General features: G+C 68.0%; 21 protein-coding genes and 3 pseudogenes. 11 read left to right on the top strand and 13 right to left on the bottom strand.

What is annotated here, in order from left to right:
• Both ACIRQH_RS39885 and ACIRQH_RS39880 read right to left on the bottom strand, forming a co-directional pair.
• Window positions 1-743: hypothetical protein (locus ACIRQH_RS39885; RefSeq protein WP_404230377.1), on the bottom strand; the 743-nt coding region annotated here is incomplete at its 3' end.
• Window positions 744-1374: 631 nt separating this feature from the next.
• The gene (locus ACIRQH_RS39880; RefSeq protein ID WP_388877897.1) at window positions 1375-1533 is read right to left on the bottom strand and encodes a hypothetical protein; all 159 of its coding nucleotides are present in this window, start codon (window positions 1531-1533) and stop codon (window positions 1375-1377) included.
• Between the two features lie 302 nt (window positions 1534-1835).
• Here ACIRQH_RS39880 and ACIRQH_RS39875 point away from each other — a divergent pair, with 302 nt between their 5' ends.
• Both ACIRQH_RS39875 and ACIRQH_RS39870 read left to right on the top strand, forming a co-directional pair.
• Window positions 1836-2300 carry a calmodulin-binding protein gene (locus tag ACIRQH_RS39875; protein ID WP_388877900.1) on the top strand — a complete coding sequence of 155 codons (465 nt, stop codon included), beginning with the start codon at window positions 1836-1838 and terminating at the stop codon, window positions 2298-2300.
• 102 nt (window positions 2301-2402) lie between these two features.
• Window positions 2403-2929 (top strand): annotated as a pseudogene (locus ACIRQH_RS39870) (transposase); the annotation flags it as partial.
• A gap of 89 nt (window positions 2930-3018) precedes the next feature.
• On the opposite strand, the gene ACIRQH_RS39865 reads toward ACIRQH_RS39870, so the two are convergent.
• A complete protein-coding gene (locus ACIRQH_RS39865) occupies window positions 3019-4659 on the bottom strand; it encodes a hypothetical protein (protein ID WP_404230374.1) in 1641 nt (546 codons plus the stop codon).
• Between the two features lie 1066 nt (window positions 4660-5725).
• On the opposite strand from ACIRQH_RS39865, the pseudogene ACIRQH_RS39860 reads away from it, so the two are divergent.
• Window positions 5726-5812 (top strand): annotated as a pseudogene (locus ACIRQH_RS39860) (ribosomal protein L7/L12); the annotation flags it as partial.
• Window positions 5813-5945: 133 nt separating this feature from the next.
• On the opposite strand, the gene ACIRQH_RS39855 reads toward ACIRQH_RS39860, so the two are convergent.
• The 3 genes from ACIRQH_RS39855 to ACIRQH_RS39845 form a co-directional block, all read right to left on the bottom strand.
• Entirely contained in the window at window positions 5946-6977 is a 1032-nt protein-coding gene (locus tag ACIRQH_RS39855; protein ID WP_388936647.1) for an NlpC/P60 family protein, read from the bottom strand.
• 399 nt (window positions 6978-7376) lie between these two features.
• Window positions 7377-7526, bottom strand: a complete 150-nt coding sequence (locus tag ACIRQH_RS39850; RefSeq protein WP_404230371.1) for a hypothetical protein — start codon at window positions 7524-7526, stop codon at window positions 7377-7379.
• Window positions 7527-7544: 18 nt separating this feature from the next.
• Window positions 7545-8360: a hypothetical protein gene (locus tag ACIRQH_RS39845; RefSeq protein ID WP_404230368.1), complete on the bottom strand. Its 816-nt coding sequence runs from the start codon at window positions 8358-8360 to the stop codon at window positions 7545-7547.
• 208 nt (window positions 8361-8568) lie between these two features.
• Here ACIRQH_RS39845 and ACIRQH_RS39840 point away from each other — a divergent pair.
• From ACIRQH_RS39840 to ACIRQH_RS39830, 3 genes and pseudogenes are all read left to right on the top strand, one after another.
• A pseudogene (locus ACIRQH_RS39840) lies at window positions 8569-9316 on the top strand (transposase family protein).
• A gap of 257 nt (window positions 9317-9573) precedes the next feature.
• Window positions 9574-10179 (top strand): RNA polymerase sigma factor, encoded by a 606-nt coding sequence (locus ACIRQH_RS39835; RefSeq protein ID WP_404230365.1) that lies wholly within the window; start codon window positions 9574-9576, stop codon window positions 10177-10179.
• Window positions 10180-10181: 2 nt separating this feature from the next.
• Complete coding sequence (locus tag ACIRQH_RS39830) at window positions 10182-11147, top strand: CU044_5270 family protein (RefSeq protein WP_404230362.1); 966 nt, start codon at window positions 10182-10184, stop codon at window positions 11145-11147.
• A gap of 202 nt (window positions 11148-11349) precedes the next feature.
• Here ACIRQH_RS39830 and ACIRQH_RS39825 read toward each other — a convergent pair whose 3' ends face one another.
• The 4 genes from ACIRQH_RS39825 to ACIRQH_RS39810 form a co-directional block, all read right to left on the bottom strand.
• Window positions 11350-11679, bottom strand: coding sequence for a hypothetical protein (locus ACIRQH_RS39825; protein WP_404230360.1), 330 nt, complete (start codon window positions 11677-11679; stop codon window positions 11350-11352).
• A 127-nt stretch (window positions 11680-11806) separates the two neighbouring features.
• Complete coding sequence (locus tag ACIRQH_RS39820) at window positions 11807-12994, bottom strand: Ig-like domain-containing protein (RefSeq protein WP_404230392.1); 1188 nt, start codon at window positions 12992-12994, stop codon at window positions 11807-11809.
• Window positions 12995-13821: 827 nt separating this feature from the next.
• Window positions 13822-15012 (bottom strand): MFS transporter, encoded by a 1191-nt coding sequence (locus ACIRQH_RS39815; RefSeq protein ID WP_404230358.1) that lies wholly within the window; start codon window positions 15010-15012, stop codon window positions 13822-13824.
• A gap of 327 nt (window positions 15013-15339) precedes the next feature.
• Window positions 15340-16221 (bottom strand): phosphatase PAP2 family protein, encoded by an 882-nt coding sequence (locus ACIRQH_RS39810; protein ID WP_404230355.1) that lies wholly within the window; start codon window positions 16219-16221, stop codon window positions 15340-15342.
• Between the two features lie 39 nt (window positions 16222-16260).
• On the opposite strand from ACIRQH_RS39810, the gene ACIRQH_RS39805 reads away from it, so the two are divergent.
• The gene (locus tag ACIRQH_RS39805; protein WP_404230352.1) at window positions 16261-16596 is read left to right on the top strand and encodes an STAS domain-containing protein; all 336 of its coding nucleotides are present in this window, start codon (window positions 16261-16263) and stop codon (window positions 16594-16596) included.
• 123 nt (window positions 16597-16719) lie between these two features.
• Here ACIRQH_RS39805 and ACIRQH_RS39800 read toward each other — a convergent pair whose 3' ends face one another.
• Together ACIRQH_RS39800 and ACIRQH_RS39795 are read right to left on the bottom strand one after the other, a co-directional pair.
• Window positions 16720-17193, bottom strand: coding sequence for an ATP-binding protein (locus ACIRQH_RS39800; protein ID WP_404230350.1), 474 nt, complete (start codon window positions 17191-17193; stop codon window positions 16720-16722).
• A 219-nt stretch (window positions 17194-17412) separates the two neighbouring features.
• The gene (locus tag ACIRQH_RS39795) at window positions 17413-17748 is read right to left on the bottom strand and encodes a MerR family transcriptional regulator (RefSeq protein WP_404230348.1); all 336 of its coding nucleotides are present in this window, start codon (window positions 17746-17748) and stop codon (window positions 17413-17415) included.
• A 1097-nt stretch (window positions 17749-18845) separates the two neighbouring features.
• Here ACIRQH_RS39795 and ACIRQH_RS39790 point away from each other — a divergent pair.
• From ACIRQH_RS39790 to ACIRQH_RS39775, 4 genes are all read left to right on the top strand, one after another.
• A complete protein-coding gene (locus tag ACIRQH_RS39790) occupies window positions 18846-19193 on the top strand; it encodes a hypothetical protein (RefSeq protein WP_388878019.1) in 348 nt (115 codons plus the stop codon).
• Window positions 19194-19728: 535 nt separating this feature from the next.
• Complete coding sequence (locus ACIRQH_RS39785; RefSeq protein ID WP_388878022.1) at window positions 19729-20160, top strand: Rrf2 family transcriptional regulator; 432 nt, start codon at window positions 19729-19731, stop codon at window positions 20158-20160.
• A gap of 89 nt (window positions 20161-20249) precedes the next feature.
• Window positions 20250-21002 (top strand): SDR family NAD(P)-dependent oxidoreductase, encoded by a 753-nt coding sequence (locus ACIRQH_RS39780; RefSeq protein ID WP_404230344.1) that lies wholly within the window; start codon window positions 20250-20252, stop codon window positions 21000-21002.
• Window positions 21003-21064: 62 nt separating this feature from the next.
• Entirely contained in the window at window positions 21065-21493 is a 429-nt protein-coding gene (locus ACIRQH_RS39775; protein WP_388878028.1) for a nuclear transport factor 2 family protein, read from the top strand.
• 176 nt (window positions 21494-21669) lie between these two features.
• Here the strand turns inward: ACIRQH_RS39775 and ACIRQH_RS39770 are convergent, their stop codons facing one another.
• Complete coding sequence (locus ACIRQH_RS39770; RefSeq protein WP_404230341.1) at window positions 21670-22710, bottom strand: NAD(P)/FAD-dependent oxidoreductase; 1041 nt, start codon at window positions 22708-22710, stop codon at window positions 21670-21672.
• Window positions 22711-22873 lie beyond the last annotated feature (163 nt).

The following is a 22873-nucleotide window of genomic DNA, read 5'->3' as shown; positions in this document are numbered from 1 at the left end:
CCGACCGGCTGGACGGTGTAGCCGGCGTACTTGTGGGTGTCCCAGTTGGCACGGGACAGCAGGCCGGTGACCGTGATGGTCTTGCCCTTCTTGACCGGCTCCGGCGAGGCGTTGACCGTCAGCTTGGAGTAGCGCTGGAGCTTGGTGGTGGCCAGCGCGTCCTGGCCGACGACGCCGACCTTGCTCCAGTCGGCGTTCTCGTCGTCCAGGTCGACACCGTTCAGCGCGATCGCGTAGCCGTCGGCCTTCCAAGTGCCGGCGTCCTCGTTGAGGAGCTCGTCATGCGGGTAAACGTCGATGCTGCTCTTGCAGCTGGCGGTGGTCGACGAAGTCTCCGTGCAGGAGGGGACGTTGTCGCCGAACAGAACGTTCGCGGCGTCGTCGTAAGAGCCGCGGTAGATCTCGACGTCCAGGATGAAGTCGTCGGCGGTGATGTCCACGGACGCGGCGTGCTTGATGCTGTAGGTCACCGGGACGGAGACCTTGTTGCTGGTGCCGACCACGATCGGGCTACCGCCGTTGATCTTCACGTTGGAGAAGGTCAGGTCGAGCGTGTAGGGCTCGCCGTCGGAGCCCGTCGAGCCGGTGTACGGGGCCTTGCCCGAGGCGGCGTGGGCGGCCTCGCGCACCTTGGCGATGTCCGCGCGGTGGTCGGCGGAGCCGGCTGCGTGGGCGCCCGGGACGGCGAGGGCGGAGAGGGCCAGGGCGCCGGAGACGGCGGCCACGGTGGCACGTATGCGCATGCGATCCCCAAGTGGAGAAAGGGGCCCACCCGGTGGTCGTCCCTCACGGAACGTCGACACCAGGGGCCCAACTGATCATGGAGCCTTCTGGCTCCGGTGATCAGATCAGCGACCCGTACGAATAGTTGTACGGGTGATGAAGACTTTGCGTACACATGACCAAGATCACGACGGGGCAGGCGGAGAACCACCCACCCTTCCATGACCAGTCAGAGGCCGGCCCGACGCAGCGTCAACATCTTGGTAGGCCGGAGAGGGAATCGCGGGGCTACTGGCGGGGTCAAAGCCTGAGCCTGCGGGCGGTCGCGCATCACGCCGACGCCCCGCATGTCGAGCACTTCTCGCTGATGCGACTGAAGAACCGTCCTGACAGGCCCACGTGCGCGCCGGCACCGTGTCGGAGGACGCTCATCGAACGAGGGAAGCGGCTGAGGAGCGGGGTTCAACGACTGCCGGCCTGAACCCTGTTAGACGTGCTTGTGGCCCGCTCTCCCCAGAGGGCGGGCCACAAGGGTGTCCGCTCCCGGATCGCTGACCCGGGCCGGAACTTGGGAGCTGGTGGCGCCACGGGGGACGTACACGGCACCAGCAACCACCAGTCTGCCACCCGAGCCAGGGCGGACGGGGGCGTTCAGGCCCAGTCGAATCCGATCTGCTGATACCCGGACGCCTCGTCCACGTCACCGCGCTCGAGGACGTTGCCGTGCCGCATCGCGATCAGATCGACTTGAGGGAGGAGGACCTGGTCGAGGTAGCGCTCCTGGGACAGGGCTACGAGTGCGACATTCACAGGCACGTTGATGGTGAGTTGCTGCTGGAACTCATCGACAAACGCTGTCGCTGAACGAAGCTACAGAAGGACACCCACAAAGCCCTCCGCCCTTATTCCACCCCGGGCGGAGGGCTTTGTGGTGCCGGGCGGAGCGCGGCCCACGCTGCCGCCTCTCACACATCGGGCTGCGCACCGCCGCGGGTGGGGGCGGTCGGCGAGCGCCGCTTGAAGTGCCGGAAAGATCAGCGCGCCGTGATCACTTTAAGAGTTCTTTCCATTACGTTCCGTGACGAACGGTCGTGAGGACACGACCCCAAGGCATGGAGCTGCCCTACATGCGACGCCTCTCCCTCAAGCTCGGCACCCTCGCCGCGGCCACCCTGCTCGCCTTCACCGCCGCCCCTGCCGGATCGGCCCAGGCCGTCGCGCCGACGAAGGCCGCCGCGAACGCTGCGTACTTCAACCTCCGGGACATCACGGGGTCGGACTTCACGCTCATGCTCAACAACCCCGAGAAGATCAAGGAAGCACGCGAGCTCGTCCGCACCGGGGAGCACAAGATCGTCATCGGGCGGATCGTCAAGACGTCCGCGGCCTACAACCCGCAGTGGGACTTCCACGTCAACCCCGACACGGTCTCCTTCGCCGACCAGGCAATCGAGGTCTGCGACGCGACCATCCCGTACACCAACGACCACCTCGACGAAGCCGGCGGCCCCTTCCTGCCCGGCCTGTACTGGTGCCCGTGGACCGGCCGCCTGACCAAGGAAGTCTCCGCCCCGTAACCACACCCACAGCTCAACAGTGGAGCGGACGCAACGGCGGTGGTCACCCGGTTTCTGGGTGGCCACCGCCGCCGACCATCACGACCACAACACCGCAGCGCAGCCAGCTCAGGCGTCACCGAGCGCCGGATACCTGGGATCGCCGGCCAGGGCATCGACGCGGGCAAGAAGATCGTCGGCCGCAAACGCAGCATCATCACCGACACCCTCGGCCTGCTCCTTGCGGTGCTGGTCACCGCCGCAAGCGTCCAGGACTCCACTGCCGGGCAGAGTCTCCAGGACCAGACCGCCGCGACCCATCCCGGCCTGCGAAAAGTCTGGGTCGACAGCGGGTACCGAAAGCACTTCGTCGAGCAAGCCGCTCCCTCGGCATCGACCTTGAGATCGTCCAACGTACGGCCGGAGCCCGCGGGTTCACCCCCATCCCGACATGCTGGGCGGTCGAGCGGACCTATGACTGGCTCATGCTCCACCGCCGCCTGGCCCGCGACTACGAGACCCACCCCCACCGCTCCGAAGCCATGATCCACGTTGCCATGACCGACCTCATGGCCCGCCGACTCACCGGCGAGAACACCACCTCCTGGCGCGACCCGACACCGCCGAGTAAAAGCCGCATTCCAGGATGAAACAGCAGGATGAAACGACCTCTAAAGGGCAGCCGGCTCGACGCTGCTTCCTTGTGGCCGCCCCGGCCCGCAAGACGTTTCTGCCGCCGCTAGGAGGAAGTGTGAGGGCTCGTCAGTGCGGCTCCAAAGTAGCCTTGCGTGTCACGGACGGTGATGCCTGCGCTCTTGCCGCACAGATTGACGGACCCGCTCAGGACGGGCCCGGAGGCCGAGCCGCGGGCGATCCACACGCAGCCGTCGGTGTTCTCCCCGGGTACGCCGACGACCGTCTCGGCTTTGCCGTCCTTGTTCAGATCGGTGAGGTGCACCGCCGCGCCGAACTGGTCTCCGCTCTCGGCGCTGCCGGGCACGCTCGCCGTGTCCTGGGTGTATCCAGCGGCCCTGGCCGTGGTCAGGCCGGTCGCGGAGCCGCGCAGCAGGACGGCCGTACCGGCGTAGAGGCGTGTGCCGACCGCCTCGCTGGGAGAGCCGACGAGGACGTCGGCGTATCCGTCGGCATTGACGTCACCGACGCTGAGCGACTGGCCGAACTGATCGCCGTCCTCTGCGGTGCCGGGGACGCCTGCCGTGGCCTGGTGGAACACCTTCGGTCGCTGGCCGACGGTGATGCCGTGCGCGCTGCCGTACAAGACCTGGATCTCCCCGCCGCGGTGTGCTGCCCCGGTCTCGTTCATCCTGAAGTCGTCGTCCGCGATGCCGGTGACCAGGTCACCGTAGCCATCGCCGTTGATGTCGCCGATCTGACCGGCGTGGCCGTCAGCGTTGGTGAGTTTGACGAGCTCACCGCCCGAACTCTCCTCATGGACCGGCCCGCGGAGGTCGCCGTCCGTGGGCCCGGCCATCCAGAATCGCTCTGCCGTGCCGTCACCGTTGACGTCGCCCATCACCACACCGCGCGCCTCACCGGTGCGCCATTCCCGGTAACTGGATGCTGCCTTGCCAGTGCGCGTGAAGAGGCCGCTGTAGGCAGCACCCTCGCAGCGCGAGCCGATAGCCACCTCCGGGACACTGTCGCCGTCCATGTCGCCCGTGGCCAGTGACATCCCGAAGCCGCAGTACGTCATGCCGTCCCCATACCCGGCCGGAGGGGACACGGTTGCACCGCCCTGCAGACCGCCAGGCCCGCCCCACACGACGGTCACCGAGCCCCGGGACTCCTTGTCACCGACGGTTTCCTCCGGAGTGCCGACGAGTAGATCCGCATACCCGTCCCGGTCCAAGTCGGCACTGGCGACCGCCGTGCCGAAGGCGTCCCATTGCTCGGGGTCGCCGGGGATCCCGGGGGTCGCCTGGGTGATGACCGCGCGGCGCGTGGTGCTCACCGATGACGCCGCCCCGTACAGAACGACGACGGCGCCGGCTTCCTCCACGCTGCCATTGGCGGCGCGGGGCGCACCCACCACCAGGTCCCGGTAGCCGTCACCGTTGAAGTCGTCCTGGACAGCGGCAGTGTTGGCCCCCTTGAAAGGGGCAGTTGCCGAAGCCGGCGCCGGACTGAGAGTGACGGTGAGAAGGGGGGCGAGCACGGCCGCGGCCCTGACTGCTCTGTGCAACGGAAACTCCTTGGCGAGGGGCGGGTACCGCAGAACGGCGACAATGAGCGGCACGGCCTGAAGCTCAATCGCCTCACTGGATCCACAAGATCCACTGAGGGCTGTGCCCGACTGCCCGTCCTTCCCGGCTGTCGCCATGGTCGTGGGAGACTTGCTGATCTTCCTGCTTCCTGTCAACTGCCTTGTCTAGACGCCGAGTTTGGTCGATGCGATCAGGGGCGGTGTACGGGCGCTGCTGGAGGTGTTCCGCCTCTCCCGGCGACGAACCAGCACGCCTGCCGCTTCGTAGTCCGACTCCTCCGTAGGTTCGAGCTGACCGGCCTGTTCCAGAGCGGCAGGCTTCGGGTGCCGAGGACGCTGCGGAGCGCGCGAGGCACCTCTTCGTCGTTGTAGGCGATCTCGAGGGCAGCTTCCTCGCCACCCCGCTCTTCGGCGCCGTGAAAGCGCAGCGATCCTCAACACCGGGCGTGGGACTCCTGTTCCCCTCCCCCACCAGCAGCTTCAGCGGCTGTGCGCGACGACGCCTGGCCTGCATGATCTGCTGCCGCAGTACGCGTGTGTCCTCGACCGCGACGACGCGAGCCGGCTCATGCCCAGCGACGTGGCCGCACTCGGCGGCCACCCTGAACCGGCGGCCGCGGCTGCCACGCCGCGAGCAAGCGGTCCGCCATCAGCCTTCCCGGCCACCCTGCGGTGGCCGGCGCGGGACAGATCACCTCCAACGCGCAACGACTGACGAAGCCCGTCTCGCCGCTGCCATCTACCGCACGAACCTCAACCTCCACGCGCTCGCCAGACCTTCTGTGCGCCGCCGAGCCTTGGCCCTCAATGCCGCTCGCGCCGGTGCCCCCGCTCCTTCACCAACTCACCACCCGCACCGGCCACCGAAATGGGCACCCGCCTGGGCGACCGGACGCGACTTCACACCAGCTCTCCGCGACACACTGACCGGCCACACTGGCTCAGTGGACGCACTGGCGTGCACGGTCGTGGATGGCGTGCCGGTCGCCGTCACCGGAGACAGTGAAGGGGACCGTTCGCGTGTGGAACCTGGCCACAGGCCAGCCGGGTTGACCGACCAACTGCCTGGTTCGGCTCGTTCAAAACCACGCGCCACGACAGCTGAGGGCTCGTACGCTCCGAACCGGAGAGAGACGGGGGAGCCTTGGGAGACGAATACTTCTTGCTCGTGTGCGACGACATACCTCACGACGTGGTGCTCACCGACCCAGGTCTCCGCGTGATGGACGTCGTCCGTGCAGTGCGTCGGCTGAAAGGGCTGAGTCTCTGGCACAGCAAGGTTCTGGTGACGCAGGTTCCCGCCGTGGTTCTCACCGGCGTGCCTGAGGAATACGCGGTGGCTGCCGTCTTGGCCCTCCCGCGATGCGGGAGCCGAGGCAGAGACCAGAGAGCAGCCGGAGCCGGACTTCCTTTAAGGGCCCGCGGAGCGGAGGCCCGTGCACTCAGCCAGCGATGCGCACGCCAAACTGGAACGATCCGATCGTGCTCATCGACTCGTAGCGCACATAGGCGCCCGGGTACGGGGCATGCAGCACCTGGTTGTTGCCCGCGTAGAGGCCTACATGCTCGGTGTTGTTGAAGAAGACCAGGTCACCGGGCTTGAGCGCGCTCATGCCGATCCGCGTCCCGTCATTGACCTGCGTGTAGGTGACCCGGGATATCTGGACACCGGCCTCGCCGTACGCCCACTGCGTGAGGCCCGAGCAGTCGTAGGAGCCGGGGCCCGTGCCGCCCCGGGCGTACGGCTTGCCGATCTGCGTAGCGGCGGCGTTCAGCGCCGCGGCGCCGAACGGGGAGGAGGCCACCTCGTTGCCGAGGTCGACCTGCTGCGCAGCGGTCTGACTGGCCTGCTGCTCGGCGTCGGCGATCTCTTGGCGTTCGGCCGCGGTCAGCGTGTTCAGCAGCTTCTGCGCCTTGCTGAGCTTGCCCTGCACTTCCTTCTTCTTCTCGCCCAGCTCGGTGCGGGTGTCCGCGAGGTCCTTGAGCTTCCGCGTGGCCTCGGCGCGCTCCTGGGCCAGCTCGCGCTGCTTCGCCTGCACCTTGTGCAGCGACTCCAGCTGCTGCGCGGAGAGCGACTCCAGCGTCGACGCCTTGTCGAGGTAGTCGTCGGGGTCCGCGGAGAGCAGCAGCTGAACGGCCGGATCGATACCGCCGGAACGGTACTGGGCGCTGGCCATCGCGCCGATGCCCTGGCGCAGTTCGTTGAGTTCGTCCTGCTCGCGGGCGACCTTGTCCTGCAGCAGGCCGATCTCCTTCTGCAGCTTCTCCTGCTTCTCCTTGGCCCCGTCGTACTGGTTGGTGGCCCGCTCCGCCTCTTTGTAGAGCTTGTCGACCTCGGACTTCACCTCGCTCTTGGTGGGCTTGGGGGCCGCGTTGGCGGCCTGCGAGGTGAGCGCCACGGCAGCGGCGGCGGTCACGGTCATCACCGTAACGCGAGCGCGGCTGGGTGACTTGGGTCGGCGGTGAAGCGCCACGAAGACAAGCTCCTTCTTCCTCCACCGCCCGCGCAACTGCCCGTGGACGGCGCCCCCTTCACCGTCTCTCACCCGTTGCGAGCGATTGTCCGTGCGAAGGTTCGAGACCTCACCTTAGTGATCCTCTTGTGACCGTTTCAAAGTTTGATGAGAACAATTGAGATCACCTTCCGCATCCATTGCGCACAAATCAATCACAATCCGCCCTCCGGATCAGGGGCGTCTCAGGTCGTGGCCCGCCCGCCTGGCGGCCGGGGCATAGGCGAGCAAGGTCATAGCGAGGGTTACATCAGCCAGCAACTCAAGTCTCTGGCAGGCCGGTTGGAAGTCAGTCTGCCGGTCGGCCGCTCCCGGCAGTGCTGGGACAACGCGCTCGCCGAGTGACAGTCGATCCCCCTGCTAGAGGTCGGCAGCGAGCACGGCCAGGAAGTAGCCGGCGCCGGGCCCGTCCCTCTGCGCCGGGTGCTCGATGGTGACGTCGCCAGCCTGGCCGAGTTCGTCGGTGAGTTGCTCGGCTGCGGTGGAAGCTTCCGTGTAGCGGTGGAGCACGCGGTCGACTGCGCAGCACTAGCCCGCGGAGGCGGCGGTGTCGGCGTGCCGGGCTACCATCGCGGCGATCACCCGCTGCCTGGCCAGCCGCCGGGCAAGCTTGAGCTTGCCGTCGGCGAGCAGGAGGGGCACGTACCAGATCCAGCCCCACACGCTGTAGGAAACGGTGCCGCTCAGCACCAGCGCCTTGTTGGTGCTGAGCACCAACACGAACGTGACGACATACGCGACTACCCGATGACGGATCAAGAGCCGCAGCGGGGCTCGCCACGGACCAGCCAGCAGCTCCAGCGCGGCCGTCACCTCCGCCGCCCGCAGGTCCTCAGGATGCCGGGGCACCTCGCTCCCACGCTCGAGCGCTTCGGCGACATCGGCGCTGTGAGACGTAAGGGCCACCCGCTCGTCCCGCACGGCGGCCGTCCGCTCCCGTATGTCCTGCCAGTAACCCCGGCCGGCCCAGCCGAGCGCGTCCTCCACCCGTACCGCCTCGGGCGAACCCGTCGGCGCCAGGACGGCGATCCGCTCCTTGAGCCTGACCGCCCGAGCGCTGCGCCCGGGGTAGGTCCACCCGTCGGCCCGAAGGCACAACTCCAGATAGGAGACGAGCAGTCCGAGATCATCGGGCCTATGTGCGAGCCCGGCCTCGTAGGCCTTCTCCGCCTCGGCGTCGTGATCGTCCTCGTCCTCCGCCGCGTGCGCCAGACCCAGCCACCGGTAAAGCACCGGATCGGGCCCAAGCTCCTCCAAGCCCTCCTCGGCCAACTTCCGAACCTGCCCGAAACCGCCCACCGCGAAGAGCTCTTCGCAGCGGTCGGCGTACTCATCGTGCGTCATGCTTCCCACCCCAGTCGATCACTAGGACCACTCTCAGCCCCACGAACCCACTGGTCAAGGCACATCGGAGGCCGTCAGGGCCCCCGCGCCACCGGACATCACGCCCCGCAAGCGCTTCGATGCCGGCGATGACGCCCCCGCCCCCGCCAACGAAGCTCCTGGTAGACGAGTTCTCGACAAGATCACCCGCGTCTGCCAGGAGCTTCGCGTGCTTCTCTACCCGTCCTCGGTTGATCTGTTCAGCCGCACCGTCCGGTTCCTGACCGGACAACTGACGGCCAGACGGCAGGCCATCGGGACGCGTCGACGGTGCCTTACCGCCTCGCGACAGGCCCTGTTCGCCCTGGCCCACCTGCAGGGCGGGGACACCTAGGCCCGCCGGCCGCCGGGTTCGGCATCGGATCGCGACCGTCCACCGCTACATACGCGAAGCCGTCGAGGCCCTGGCCACCATCGCCCCGTCCCTGACCGAGGCGATGCGGACGATCCGGGAGAAGGCATTCGTCATCCTCGACGGCACCCTGCTGCCGATCGACCTCCGCCGACACCCCCTTCTGCTCCGGCAAACGGAAGCGCCACGGCATGAACGTGCAGGTCCTCAGCGATCCGTTCGGACGGCTGCTCTGGGCCTCGCCGGCTCTGCCCGGCTCGACTCACGACCTGACCGCCGCCCGGCAGCACCGGATCATCGAAGCCCTCACCGAAGCAGGACTCAAATGCTTGGCGGACAAGGCGCATCAAGACGCCCGCGGACCCATCCGCGTACCGTTTCAAGGCCGGGGCCCCAAGTGGTGGAAGCGCCGCCACAACACCACCCACGCCAAGATCCCCTGTCTCGGCGCAAAGGCCATGGCCACCCTCAAGGGCTGGCACCTCCTGCGGAAACGCCGCTGCAGCACCAACCGAATCCTCGACGTCGTGAAGCGGTCCTCGTCCTTCACCACACATCAACGTGAGGTTGGAAAACGCTCAGTAGCCGGCGTGTAGCCCGGCCCGCAGATCCGTAGGCGCCGGCAGACTGCACGACGCGGTGCGAGGCACTACGAGCCTCGGAGGCTGAGCCCCTCCGTGAGTAAGGTGCCGAAGCGGGTTATTCCCTGGGCGCCTGCGTGTTCACCGGGGGTGCGACGGCTTTCGCGAAACCGTGAACCTTTTGGATCTCGGCGGGGAACAACAGGTGACATGCACTCACCGAGGAGTCAGGGGAAGCACTGTGAGCGGACCACCGCCGTCCACGGAACGGACGATGGACGACGCGGAGATCGTCGCGCAGTCGTTGGAGGAGTCGGAGCTGTTCGCCCTGCTCTACGACCGCTACGCCCCTGACATCCACCGCTACGCGGCCCGTCGCCTGGGCGACGCGGCCGCCGACGACATCACCGCCGACACCTTCCTGGTCGCCTTCCGGATCCGGTCCCGCTACGACCACAGGCGCCCCAACGCGCGCCCTTGGCTGTACGGCATCGCCGGGAACCTCATCGGCAAGCAGCGCCGCGCCGAGGTGCGGGCGCTCAGGGCGCTCGCCCGCACCGGCCACGACCCGCTCGCCGCGTCCGGGGGCGCGTTCTGGCTGGAGGACACCGACAGCCGGATCGCGGCGCAGGGCCCGCTGGCCGGCGCTCTCGCGGGACTGTCGGCGCCGGACCGGCACGTTCTGCTGCTCATCGCCTGGGCCGAACTGACCTATCAGGAGGTCGCGGAGGCGTTGGGCATACCGGTCGGCACGGTTCGTTCGCGGCTCAACCGGGCGCGACGCAAGGTACGTACGGCGCTGGGTGCCGATCCCGCGTTTGTGATTGACATTGCGGAGGTGGCCTAGCCATGGACGAGATGACCGAAGTGCGTGAGCTGCGCGCCTACATGCCGGTACCGGACCGAGGCCGGCTCGCACCGGGGCGGGCGCGGCTCACCGAAGCCGTGCGAGCCAGGGAGTCGCGCCGCGCGTTGTGGCGACGGCGGGAGTTCGCGATCGTCGCAGTCGTGGCCGCGGTGACCGCCGTCGCCGTCGCCGCCACCCTGCTGGTGGGCGGGAAGGACACGGGACGCGCGGTGCAGCCCGCGGCCACGCCGGGCGTGCGCTTCAAGGGAGTAGGCGCTGCCGAGTTCCTGCGGCAGGCCGCCGACGCGGTCCAGACACAGCCGGACGGCACCGTTCCGACGGCGAAGCAATGGATCTACACCAAGTCGGTGCAGGAGCCTGCGAACAAGTCCAACAAACGCTTGGGCGATGTGGAGAACTGGATCCGCTACGACGGCTCCGCCAGCGCCTTCCGGTTGAGGCACCATCCGCTCGACGTCACCGAGATGCACCTGAAGAACGGCGGCGAGGGCGATGACCGCTCGCCACGTGAGATGTACCAGGTCCTCACCGCCCTGCCGGCTGACGGCATGGAGACGCTGAAGGCGCTGCGCGAGCAGGATGCCATCGCCGACTCCGAGGAGGTCTCGCAGGCACGCAACGACTACTCCGAGATCAGAGACCTGCTGTCGGCCGACGTGATGCCGGCCAAGGGCCTGGCGTCTCTCTACCGTGCCCTCGCACTCCTGCCGGGCGGAAAGGTCACCGGCCACCTGGTCGACAGCGCCGCCGGGCGCCGGGTGGTCGCCCTGAACTACTTCCGTGGGGAGAACGCCGCGACCGGTGAATCGATCCACGACCAGTGGCTGATCGACCCGCGGACCTACCGGATCGTCGGCACCCAGACTATCTCGGCACGCGGCAAGGTCCTCGGCGGTGACTCGATCGTCACGACGGCTGTGGTGGACAAGGCAGGCAACCGCAACTGATCGACCGCGATCATGGGCGGCCCGCGCCACGGGGCGGGCCGCCCGTCTTCCGAGACCGCCAAGCGTTCCGCGGGCCGGCGAGGGGCACGGCGGTTGCTGCACAAAACGGCTGTACGCACGCCAGAGGCGCATTCGCGATCACGCGAATGGGCCTCTGGAACGGTTGGGCAATGCCCCACTCATGCGGCGAACCCAACGTTGGTCACGTACTCGTATGGGCCCACTGGGAACCGGGGTCGATGACCTGCTCCACCCACGCGTCGTCCAGCTCCTGTTCGGCACCGGCCGCGCACGCGGCGACGATGCGGGCCCAGCGGCGGACGTTCATGTGGCGCAGACTCACTTCGCGCTGGAGTGGCCGGGAGTCCTGGGACTGGTTGAGCGGCTGGATCTCCACCCGCGTCCCGCGGCCCTCGCGGTTGAGTCGGGCGAGCAGGTAGCGGGCGACGTTCTCCCGTCGCACCGTGCGGTAGGCCTGCTCGATCTTCGCCGGCGTCGCCGGAAGCTCTGATCCACCAGACTCAAAAACCACGGCCCTCGCACTGATCCACTCTGTGACGGATCCCAGGATCAGGCGAAGACCGCTCTCACGTCCGCTGAACTGCGAAAACCCTGATCACGTTCGAGCCCCGTTCGACTGCGGACCATAAATCACGAGCTCAGTTCGATGCGCTGTCCGAGACCCACTGGCTCCACGGCATGTTCCAGTCGCTGAGGCCGTTGTCCGGGGCCACGGCGGCCTTGTCCGAGGAGTTCTTGACGATCACGACGTCACCGGTCATCGAGTTGTCGAAGAACCATGCGGCGGGCTGCTTGCCTTCGCCGGCGTTCCTGACGTCCTTCAGGCCGACGCAGCCGTGGCTGGTGTTGACCTTGCCGAAGACCGCGTCGCCGCCCCAGTAGTTGCCGTGGATGAACGTGCCCGAGGCGGTCAGTCGCATGGCGTGCGGCACGGCCTCGATGTCGTAGGAGGGCTTGCCGTTCTTCTCCGTGAGGCCGACGGTCGCACCGTTCATGTGGATCTGCCGGTACTTCTCGGAGATGACCATCTGGCCGTTGTACGTCGGGTGCTCGGCGCTGCCGGCCGAGATGGGAATGGTCTTGATCGTCTTGCCGTCCCGCACGACGGTCATCTGCTTCGTTTTGGCGTCGACGGTGCTGACCTGGCTCCGGCCGATCTTGAAAGCGGCCGTCTCCTGGGCGCCGTCGAGAGTCATCTTGACGGTGACCGTGGAGCCGGGCTTCCAGTAGTGCTCGGGGCGGAAGTCCAGACGGCTGTTGTTGAGCCAGTGACCGACGATCTGTTCGCCGCTGCTGGAGCTGACCTGGATCTTCGACTTGACGGCGGCCTTGTCGCCGATCGCCTTGTCGAAGTTGAAGGTCACGGGCATGCCCACACCGACGGTCGAGCCGTTCTCGGGTGAGAGGTGCCCGAGGAAGTCGTTGGCCGGGGAGACCGTGGAAATCGCGGCGTTTTCGATGGCGGAGCGGCCCTTGCCGTCCTCGGCCTCGGCGGCGACCTGATATCGGGTGGCCTGTTTCAGCGGGCCGTTCGGCTTCCAGGACGTGCCGTCCGCGGACAGGGCGCCCGGAACCTCGGTGCCGGTCGCGACGTCGGTCATGGTCACCTTGGTGAGAAGGCCGTCACTGACCGTGACGTTCACGGGGTCATTGATTCCGACTCCGCGGGCTTGGCTTGGGGTGATCTTTATTCGGGCGTCGGAAGCGTCCTGAGCGTCCGCTCGCTTCGCCTGTGCATGCGTTTCCGCGTGAGCCCCGGGGTCGCCGGTGGCGGCGTAGCTGGTACCGCCCAGCGCCGTAAGTGTGAGTGCGCCGGCCAAAGCCATCAGCCCGGTGCGTCGCTTGCCTGCGGTGATCAAGCGCTTCTCCCATCCCGCTGGTCGTTGAAATCCCTCGGCCGATTGGTAGGGGCAATCAGCTCCAAAGAATCATTTTGGCTTATTAGTCCGTTTTTGTGGGCGGATTGTGTCGGGTTTCACGTGTTACGCGCGCTTCGCCGAGACCTCGCCCAACGGCCGGATGGCGTGTGATCGATCCGCGCTCCCTGATCGGTGCAGGACGTACGGCGACAGGTAGGCGAGAGGCCCGGCGTGACCGGCGACCGGCCCGCCACCGGGCCGCGGCCGTGGCCTCACCTGTCGGAGATCTCGGAGAGCCGTGCCATGCCCTCCGGGCCGGGCGCTCCGAGGCCGGATGCGGAAGCCGGCGGACTTCGCCCGTGCGCAGGCGACCGTGGCCCGCGGCTGCATCGGCCCGTGACCCTGCACGAGAGCAGGACGTGTTCCCGGACTGTCACTGAGGCTCACGCGATGTTCGAGAGCGAGCAGACGCCGGCCCGGGACGCGTCGCTTCGACGTCCCCGCCTCACGACCCTTGGCACGGGCGCCGACCGCGATCGCGGCAGGCATCAGCCTGTGGATCACGTACGGGGCCTGGCCGCCGATCACACATCCAGGCAGAGGAAAGGGCCCTGGATGCGGTGGCCGCGGCGTGCCGGACCGTACTCCGCATGGTGGGCGGCCTCGACGTCGGTGGCGACCCGGTGAGTCTGCGGGGCAGGCTTCGCCGCATGAAGGCCACGACGGTCCTGCGGGAACTCTTCGGAAACAGCCCACGCCGCCTCCACCAGTCGCTCACCCGAGGTGCCACATGCCTACCCGGGCCTCTGCGCAGGTGCCGTGCCGCGGACGATGAGGGCGAGTGCCGGGCCCGCGGCCAGGAGCAGGGCCAGTGCGGCGTATCCGTAGGTGAGGGTGGCAAGCGTGGCAGCGGCCGCGACGAACAAGGGGCCCCCTGCGTCGCCGAGTTCGCGGCCGAGTTCGGCGGAGCCCATGGTTTGGCCGAGTCGTTCGGGCGGGGTGGAGGCCGCGAGTGTGGCGAAGCCGAGTGGGGTGATCATGCCGGTGCCGATTCCGATCAGGACCGCAGCGAGTAGGACGCCGGGGAGGCCGGGCAGCATTGCGCAAGCGAGTCCCGCGGCGGCAGTCAAAAGGCCGAGGCCCATTCCGGTTCGTGCGGTGATGCGGCCGGTGTCCAGGGCGCGTCCGGCCTTGGGCTGAACGATGGCGGCGCCGGCGGCCAGGACGGAGACGGCGGCGCCGGTGGCCACGGTGCCGAGGCCGGCTGCAGCGCCGGAGACCGGCAGGAAGCCGACACCGACGGAAAGTGCGGCGGTTGCGGCGGCAAGAGCCGCGGTCGGCTTGAGAAAGGCCGGGTCGGTCAGCCGCCTGGCAAGGTCTGCGACGGTCTGCCTGGTGCGTGGCAGTGGCGGAACGTGCGGTACGGCGAGTGCCGCCCACACGGCGACGGCGGCGGCGAGCAGGGCCATGACGCTGAACAGCAGCCGCAGCCCGTCGGCCCAGACCAGGATGCCGCCGAGCAGTGGGCCAAGGCTGTAGCCGATGGACTTGTAGAAGCCGTAGCTGCCGAAGGCCCGGCCGTGGCCTGCGGCCGGATTGAGGCGGACCACCAGCGCGGAGGCGGAGGGGGAGAAGGCGGACGCGGCGGCGCCCTGGCCGAGCCGGGCAGCCCAGAGCCAGCCGGGGCTGTCCGCCACCGCGTACAGGGCGGAGGCCGCCGCGAAGGCGGCCAGGCCGGCCAGGAGGACGGGTCGGGCGCCGACGCGGTCGGCGAGGGTGCCGAAGACGGGCTTGAGGAGCACCTCCGCGCCGTCGTAGAGCGCGAGCAGGGCACCCAGTGTCATGAGGGAGGTGACAGCGTCGTCGGAGAAACCGCCGAGGTTGGCGGCGACGCCGTGGGCGCCGAAGGCCGTGGTGAAGGCGGCCGCGTACAGCGGCCACATCTGCCGCCGCTCGGCCGGGCGGAGCGGTGCGGGCCTGGTCATCGGTCGTCCTCCGAACTTTGATGCCGGACGTAGAGAACGTGTTCCGCTGTATCCGGTGTTACATCCATGAGTGTGCCGGGATTGGGTGCGGGGGTGCCCCGTCCGGTCGGTAGGCGAGCAGGCAGCAACGTGGCGGACGAGCGCGCCTCCAGGGCGGGGCGGGGCGGGCGAGCGTGCCTGCGCGGCGCGGCGGGGCGGGGCGAGGCGGGGTGCCTGCGCCGGGGGCGGAAGCGATGGCTGCAAGCGGCAGCGTGCTGTCGGCCGCGGCGCCCGCTCGGCTGGTGTGGGCGTCCCGGCCGACCGGATCGGCCGGGAGCACGGCAACGGCTACTTGCCGGCGCTCAGAGCCGAGTCGGCGTTGTCGACATAGTCGAAGTAATCGCCGACGAGATCGCCGACCAGGGTTCCCGCCGTGATGTCGCTGGTCACGTGGCCGGCCATATAGAGGCGCGAGTAGACGACCTGGGCGGCCATCGCCTGGTAGTCCTCGTCGCGGTGCGGGGCCCAGCCGTTCAGCAAGGTGACGGCGGCGGCGGACTTGGCGGCGTGCCGGGAGGGATAGGAGTAGGGGCCCTTCTGGCCGGTGGTGACGTGCTTGTCGGGGCGCAGGGTGGGGTCGAGGACGTACGGGGCGGGCTGCTTGTCGCTTGCGGCCACCTTCTCGGTGATGGCCTTGGCGAGCTTGAGGGCACGCTTCAACTCACTCTTGTCGACGGCCCCTTGCTCCTTGGGGAGCAGTTCGCGCTGGTCGTGCCCGTACAGCTTCCAGATGTCGCCCTTGCCGTGAAGCTCCAGCCAGGTCGCGGCTTTCTTTCCGGCGGCGGTACGGGCCTTGGCGAGCTGCTGCACCTGGTGCAGCTCGGCGGTGCGCTCGGCCTTGGAGGGTGGGGCGGGGACCTGCTGGGTGACCCAGATGGTGAACGCTTTGTCGTCGCGAGTGGTGCCGTGGGCCGCCTTCCATTGGATGAACAGGGCGCCCGCGGTGTGCTTCTGGACCGTCTGCTGCTCGGCGACGTCGGCCACTCGCGCGTCGGTGAACAGCCGGGGCGGCGGGTCGTTCTTGATGCGGTCGGTCGCGCCCGGCTTCTTCTTCGCCGCGGCGGTGGCGGCTGTCGGTGTGGTGGTGTGGATGACGCCGAAGGTGGCGGCGCCCGCGGCCACGACCGCGATGACGGGGTATTGCCACTTCAGGCGACGGGGGCGGTTCATGCGGGGGTGTTCCTTTCGATCGGGGCCCCGCCTTGCGGCATGGTCACAGACGGCGGCGCACCGCAGGAGATACCCGTCCTTCGTCCGTGCGGCGACATGGACCACGCCACCGTCGGCTCCTTCGCCGACGAGCTCCAACAGCTCTGTGCCCAGCACCGTGCGGTCATCGTGGACCTGGCAGGCGTCACCTTCGGCGACTCCACGTTCCTCAACACCCTGATCCATGCCGAGACGCGCACCGACCTGCGCCTGACCGGCGTCCCGGACACCATCGCCAGAGTATTCGCCATCACCGCCATGGACGAGGTTCTGGCCATCTACCCCACCTGCGAAGCAGCACAAACCGCTCCCCCGCGCTCCGGGGACACGGCGTAGGCCTTCGGCCGGCGCGGAAACAGCCGCCTGCTGGGCTGGGTTCCCCGGCCCTGACGACCGGGGAACCCAGCCCTGTGCCCAACGGCACGCGCTGGTAGTGGCAACGCTCAGAGTGAAGGCGATTCAGAACCTGTGGCCCGCGAGGTCTCCCTCCGGATCGTCGGCGAGCACGATGGCCGCAACGACACGCTTGCCGGTGGTCTCTCGGCGCACCTCAAAGTTCCGACTGACCGCCATGACAATCTCGAGGCCATGTTGGCCGACCCGGCTCGGATCAGGTGCCTGGGGCATCGGCAGCACCGTGGAAGCGTCCCAGACCGCGACCCGGACACAGCCTCCCACCACGTTCAAGTCGAGTCGGCACCGGCCGGACCCGTGCCGGAAGGCGTTTGTCAGCAGCTCACTGACGACGAGCTGGACGATGTCCATCGCCCGGCGCGACACCGGGAAACCGTGAACAGACTGCACCCGCTCAAGAAAACCCCGCGCCAATGCACGCCCCTGGGCAGCATCACCCATGGCACCCTCGTAGGCCACAGACACCCCGACCGAAGTGCCGTCCTGCAGAAGGTCCCCATTTCGGGCAGCCTCATCCATGCGATCCGCCCGCTTCCTGAGCCATGACCGTGACAGCCCACCATCTACCCCCGTCTTCGGATCTAACCGCCGAATCGGGTCACGCGGGCAGCTTCAGGACTCGCTCGTGCGAGGACCGCGAGAATTGCCAAGCCCGCAGCCGACTTCCGCCCACGTCACAGGCCATGGCCGCCGGGCCACCCTCCTGCTCCTGGACGACCTATACAGACAAGCCGTTCCCTACACCGCAGCCGTCGACCCCGCTGATGCGGCACGGCGGTATTCGGTGTTGATGCGCTGGGCTTCTTCGAGTTGGTCTTCGAGGATGATGATGCGGCAGGCGGCCTCGATGGGCATGCCACCGTCGACGAGTTCGCGGGCGCGGGCGGCGATGCGCAGCTGGTAGCGGGAGTAGCGGCGGTGTCCGCCCGTCGAGCGCAGAGGGGTGATCAGGCGGGCTTCGCCGATCGCGCGGAGGAAGCCCTGGGTGGTGCCGAGGAGTTCGGCGGCCCGGCCCATCGTGTACGCGGGGTAGTCATCGTCGTCGAGCCGGCCGAACGAGTCGTCTGCTGTCACTTGCACCTCTCTTGGAACGCGTGGAGGGGCCCTGGCGCCTTTGCGCCAGGGCCCCGAAGGAACAGCTACACCATCTGCCGGCCCCAGTCCTGCGCCGGCCTTCTGTGTCCGCGGCAGCTCACGAAGGGTGTGAGCCTGTGCGGGGATCGCGGTTGCTCGACCGGAGACCACCTCACTATCGATGTCCTGCGGTACCCGGGCTCAGCCATTCCGCCCGGGCGATCCTGATGGCGCCTCACTCCTCCGTTCAATCCCTCTGAAACCAACCAACTACCGGTACTGCGTACTACTGGTACTGCTTTCCTGCGTACCGCTTCGCGGCCTGTGACAGCGCCACTCTCCGGCAGCCAGCCCCCGTCGCCCGTCCTGCGACCACTGCTCTGGCTTAGAACCCCACTACCGGACCTCCCGGTGCGCGCGCCCGCAGCCGACGCCTTCACCGAGGAACCACTCACAGACTGCACTGCTGGGTCCTGCGAACTGCACTTACCCGTACTGCACCTTCAACCGCTGTCCTGCTCTCGGTGGCCCCTGATCACTGCGGGCCACCCGGTACGGCCGTCAGTCCCGTCGCCGACCTGCAACCGCTCTGGCTTCGAAACTCCACCACCGCACCGCCCTGAACACTGCAACTACCTGCACTGCTCCCGGCAGTTCGTGTCTGCCGGGCCCTGCCGACTTCCTGACTACGAGAGAAACGATAGCCAGTCGACCGGTCAATGTCTACTCCAGCGATCACAGATTTTTGCGAGGTTCCCAAGGAGGTAATCGGCCTCGACCAACACGGCTCCCCTTCCGGGGCGCCGCCCCGGGAAGTGCGAGTCGCGTGAGTTCAGGTGGTTACGATCACCAACCGTCGCCTCCCACCACGGCGAGCAGACGCGGGTTGTCGCGCAGGCAGCGGGCGGACGTCGCATCCGGTTCGGCGGGATATGCGACAACGTCACCGTCCGGTACCGACAGCGGGGTCCGGTGCCGGCAGCGGAGAGAGTTCCGTGGCTTGCAAATCCAGTCTCCAGATTTGGGCTGCCCTCTCCCGGCGGGCGGGCCACTATGCGGCTGCTGTCGGCGAGTGCCTCCTGGAAGCGGGCCGACCCGTGACCGGGATACAGAGTTGCGGCTCCTGGCGCGACACGGACGGCGAGTACCTCGATGCCGAGGTCGACATCTCCTTCACGCAGGCATTCCAGGATCGGCATGGCGGGGGCGACTGCGGGCTCGACTGGGCGGGTACGTCCGGCTCGCGTCTCTACACCGCCGATCAGATGGTCCGCCACCTCTCAGGTGTCCGCTGGCCAGAAGCTGGCCTGCTTCCCGAGGCCCGCCTTGTAGCGGCCTTCGTCGACGCCTTCCGTCTCGACGCGGCCGGGCAGCGACCCACGCCCGATCAACGCCCCACGGTGTCCCAAAGGCGGATGAATCGTTTTGACGAACGTGACGGATGATCATTGGATGGACCTTGGCCACGGCCCACAGGCAGGCAGCGGCAAACGCAGAGCGGACACCCGTCTTCCGGAACAAGCGCGCCGAAGGCCTACCCATCCCGCACACGCCCGTGGCCAGACCCGCGCGGAAGCACCCGACCTGGACACACCCCTGTACGCACAGCTCGCCAAGGAATGGGCCGCCCGCGGCGCCACCGTCCCCTGCCACCCCGACCCGCTGTGGCAGCGTCTGGCATCCCTCGAACATTTCACAAACGAGACGGAAAGCACCCTTCGCCAACTACACCTGGCAGGGGGGTATCCCGCCGGCCGCACAGCCCTGGCAGCGAGCTGGGAGACAACACCCCGCCAGGCGGGTCGATGAACTGATCATGGCTTACCCTCCATTCGGTGATCGCTTATTGAGGTGGTGATCCGGCCGACGGAGGCGGATCAGGTGCGGGCCGACCCGCTCGACAGGGCTCCCGACGGAGTGGCGCGAAGGACTTGCACCACCTTGATGTAACGATTACGGTTACAACCGAGGTGAGTGAGAATGAGTGCGAACAGCAGGCTGACCGTTGCGGCTCATGCCCTGGCGTGGATCGGCTTGTATCAGCGCCGTGGCCACGAGGTGGCCACCTCGGAGCAGATCGCGACGAGCGTCAACACCAATCCCGTGGTAATTCGGCGATTGCTGGCCGAGCTGCGCAAGGCCGGGCTCGCCGACTCGCGGCGCGGCGCGGGGGCGGGGTGGATGCTCTCCCGGGAGCCGGCGGCGATCACTCTGCTCGATGTCTACGAGGCGGTCGAGCCGGGATCGGTCTTCGCGCTGCACCGCTCGGCACCCGACCCCGAGTGCGTCGTGGGCCGGGGGATCGGTCCGGTGATGACCGCCGTGTATGACGACGTGGAGGCCGCCCTGCGCAGGGAGCTCGCGAAGACCACGCTGGAGGACGTACTCCGGGACGTGCTCACCGTCACCTAGCTTCAGTTCTCGTCGCCCCCTGTCGGACGTCGTTTTTCCAGCCCTTCAATGTAACCAATATGGTTACGACAAATGATGTGGGGAATCCCATGGGACACCTGGACAACAAGACCGCCCTCGTGACCGGCGCCTCCAGCGGCATCGGTCTGGCGATCGCCCGGCGCTTCGCCGCCGAGGGCGCGACTGTCTACCTCACCGGCCGCCGCAAGGCAGAACTGGACGCCGCGGTAGCAGAGGTCGGCGCCCGAGGCATCGCCGTCCAGGGCGACGCCTCGAACCTCGACGACCTGGAACGGCTCTACGCCGAGATCTCCGAGCGCAGCGGCCGTCTCAACGTCGTCGTCGCCAACGCTGGTGTCGGCGACTACGGCCCACTCGGCGCGATCACGGAGGAGGAGTACGAACGCACCACTTCCATCAACTTCAAGGGCACGATCTTCACCGTCCAGAAGGCGCTCCCGTTGCTGCCGTCCGGCGCCTCGGTGATCCTGCTGTCCTCCAGTGCGGCGCTGCGCGCCGCCCCGGGCCTGGGCGTCTACGCTGCCACCAAGGCCGCGATCCGTAGTCTCGCCCGCACCTGGGCCGCCGAACTGGCCGATCGCGGCATCCGGGTCAACGCCCTCACCCCCGGTCCCGTCGAAACACCCGGCGGCGACGAGTTGCGCGCCGCTTTCCCGCACGACGGTCACCCCGACGTGGCCGAGAGCGCGGCACCTACCCCGCTGGGGCGCCCCGGGCGTCCAGAGGAGGTCGCCGCGACAGCCTTGTACCTGGCCGGCGACCAGAGCACGTTCACCACCGGCGCGGAACTGCTCGTCGACGGTGGCGCCACCCAGCTCTGAAAAGCGAAGGTGCCGCGGGGGCGGTACCTCCCACCATGCTCATCACTCTCCAAGGAGCCGACATGTCCGCAACTCCCCCGGCCGGCACGGTGCAGGACACCATCAGCCGTTTCCTCGCCCTGCTGGCAGCCGGAGACGCCGAGGGCCTGGCCGACCTGTTCGCCGATGACATCGACTGGTTCGTCCCCGGCGACAGCAGCCTTCCCTGGACGGGCGCGCGGTCCCGTCGCGAAGAGGTCTCCGCGTACTTCCGCACCCTGTGGCCGGTCTTCATCGAGGGCGCGAGTGAATCAGAGATCGGCCACATCCTCGTGGATGGCGACGAGGCGGCCCTCTTCGGCCGGTTCACACACACGGTCAAGTCGACGGGACGTCGCTTCACGACCCCTGTGGCTTTCCATCTCACGGTCCGCGACGGGCGCATCGAACGCCTTCATCTGTTCGAGGACACCCTCACCGTCGCGCAGGCCATGCCCCCGAACGGGAGCTGAAGAGTGATCGCACCACGTCGATGAACCACACCTCAGCCGTGATCACCCCGCACACCCGCCGGCGTAGGTCCGAACGACGAGCGTGATGTCCTGGACACGCGGCACGGACTCGGCAGGCTGAACGGCTTCGCCACCTCCAGTACCTTCTCGCGGCGACCGCGTTCCGATCTGCCATGTCAGTGGACGGGTGGACGGCAACGCTGGAGCTCGGAGGATGGGCTGCCGGTCACGAGTTCGTCTGCGATGAGCCGTCCGACGGTGGGCGCCAGAGTGATGGCGGAGTGCATGACAGCGACGTAGACAGATCGTTCGTGTGTCATGTATCCGATGACGGGTCCGTTCCTGGGCACGGGGCGTCTGCCGATGCCGTAGCCCAACAGGCGGCACTGGTCGCTTCCTCGGAAGGCGGTCTTCAGGTGCTGAAGTGCATCTTGAGCTGCCTGCTCACACACTGCCGCTGTGCCTTCAACGTGCGGCACGACCAGCACGAGTTCGCCATCCTGTACCTCTCGGACCTCGAATTCAGGTCTGGCCACGATGCGCTTGACCAGGCCCGGCGGCGCTGCGACCCGTGCGAGGGTGGCCGGGGAGTCGGCAATGGCCAAGTCGGCTGTCAGCGGCTCGCAGAGCTTGGGGACGCCTGTTCCGGCAGTGAGCACGACGGTGGTGGCGGGGTGGAGCCCGGTGGGGGTCAGCACGCCCTCGACGCGTCCATTGGTCATCTGCAGGGAGATGACCGTGGTGTCGTGGAGCACGGTTGCTCCGTGGGCGCCGGCGGCTGCCACGAGCGCGTGGGTCAAGGCTGTGGGGTCGACGCCTGCGTCGCTCGGGGTGTGGATTGCCTGGTCGGGTGGGTGTCGGAGGTTGGGCTCCAGCGTTGCGATGTCACTTCGTCCGATGCGGAACTGGCCCGGCCCCGGCCGTGAGCTCTCAGCCGGTGTATCGGCCCAGGACAGCGAGCCGGTCCAGCGGACGACGACATGAGGCACATCCGTCTCCAGGCGCCGGTAATCCGCCAGCACGTACTCCCGGAGGTCTTGAGCGCCGCCGGGCCAGTGGCCTCCCGCGCTGCCAATCCAGGCGAAGGAGTGCTTGGTGACCCCGCTGGCTGGTGCAGGTCCTTGCTCGAGCAGAGTGACCGGGACGCCTCGACGGGCAAGGTGGTAGGACACGGAGGCGCCGACGATTCCCGCACCGACAACGACAACGGCTGACATGAGGTCCCTTTCGCTAGGCCGACGATCCTTCAGGCTGTCGCTGCAGCCGTGGAGACACGGTCGGGTCGCGGCGGCGATGGCGCAACGGGATCTGCCGGCCTTGGGCCCGGGTTCCGTCCCGGCGGGCCTGGCCGAGAACCCGTTGCCCCTATCAGCGGCCAGC

The sequence above is a fragment of the Streptomyces sp. NPDC102279 genome (assembly GCF_044766365.1).
Lineage (GTDB): Bacteria > Actinomycetota > Actinomycetes > Streptomycetales > Streptomycetaceae > Streptomyces.
Note: the sequence above shows the minus strand (reverse complement) of the source record. Positions and strands in the feature narration are given on the sequence as shown.

Excerpts from the sequence above, each read along its gene's own strand:
- ACIRQH_RS39770 (WP_404230341.1), bottom strand. The coding sequence starts at position 22,710 with ATGTCAGCCGTTGTCGTTGTCGGTGCGGGAATCGTCGGCGCCTCCGTG.
- ACIRQH_RS39845 (WP_404230368.1), bottom strand. The coding sequence starts at position 8,360 with ATGACGCACGATGAGTACGCCGACCGCTGCGAAGAGCTCTTCGCGGTG.
- ACIRQH_RS39800 (WP_404230350.1), bottom strand. The coding sequence starts at position 17,193 with ATGGATGAGGCTGCCCGAAATGGGGACCTTCTGCAGGACGGCACTTCG.
- ACIRQH_RS39815 (WP_404230358.1), bottom strand. The coding sequence starts at position 15,012 with ATGACCAGGCCCGCACCGCTCCGCCCGGCCGAGCGGCGGCAGATGTGG.
- ACIRQH_RS39830 (WP_404230362.1), top strand. The coding sequence starts at position 10,182 with ATGGACGAGATGACCGAAGTGCGTGAGCTGCGCGCCTACATGCCGGTA.
- ACIRQH_RS39875 (WP_388877900.1), top strand. The coding sequence starts at position 1,836 with ATGGAGCTGCCCTACATGCGACGCCTCTCCCTCAAGCTCGGCACCCTC.
- ACIRQH_RS39810 (WP_404230355.1), bottom strand. The coding sequence starts at position 16,221 with ATGAACCGCCCCCGTCGCCTGAAGTGGCAATACCCCGTCATCGCGGTC.
- ACIRQH_RS39805 (WP_404230352.1), top strand. The coding sequence starts at position 16,261 with ATGGTCACAGACGGCGGCGCACCGCAGGAGATACCCGTCCTTCGTCCG.
- ACIRQH_RS39780 (WP_404230344.1), top strand. The coding sequence starts at position 20,250 with ATGGGACACCTGGACAACAAGACCGCCCTCGTGACCGGCGCCTCCAGC.
- ACIRQH_RS39775 (WP_388878028.1), top strand. The coding sequence starts at position 21,065 with ATGTCCGCAACTCCCCCGGCCGGCACGGTGCAGGACACCATCAGCCGT.
- ACIRQH_RS39820 (WP_404230392.1), bottom strand. The coding sequence starts at position 12,994 with ATGGCTTTGGCCGGCGCACTCACACTTACGGCGCTGGGCGGTACCAGC.
- ACIRQH_RS39785 (WP_388878022.1), top strand. The coding sequence starts at position 19,729 with ATGAGTGCGAACAGCAGGCTGACCGTTGCGGCTCATGCCCTGGCGTGG.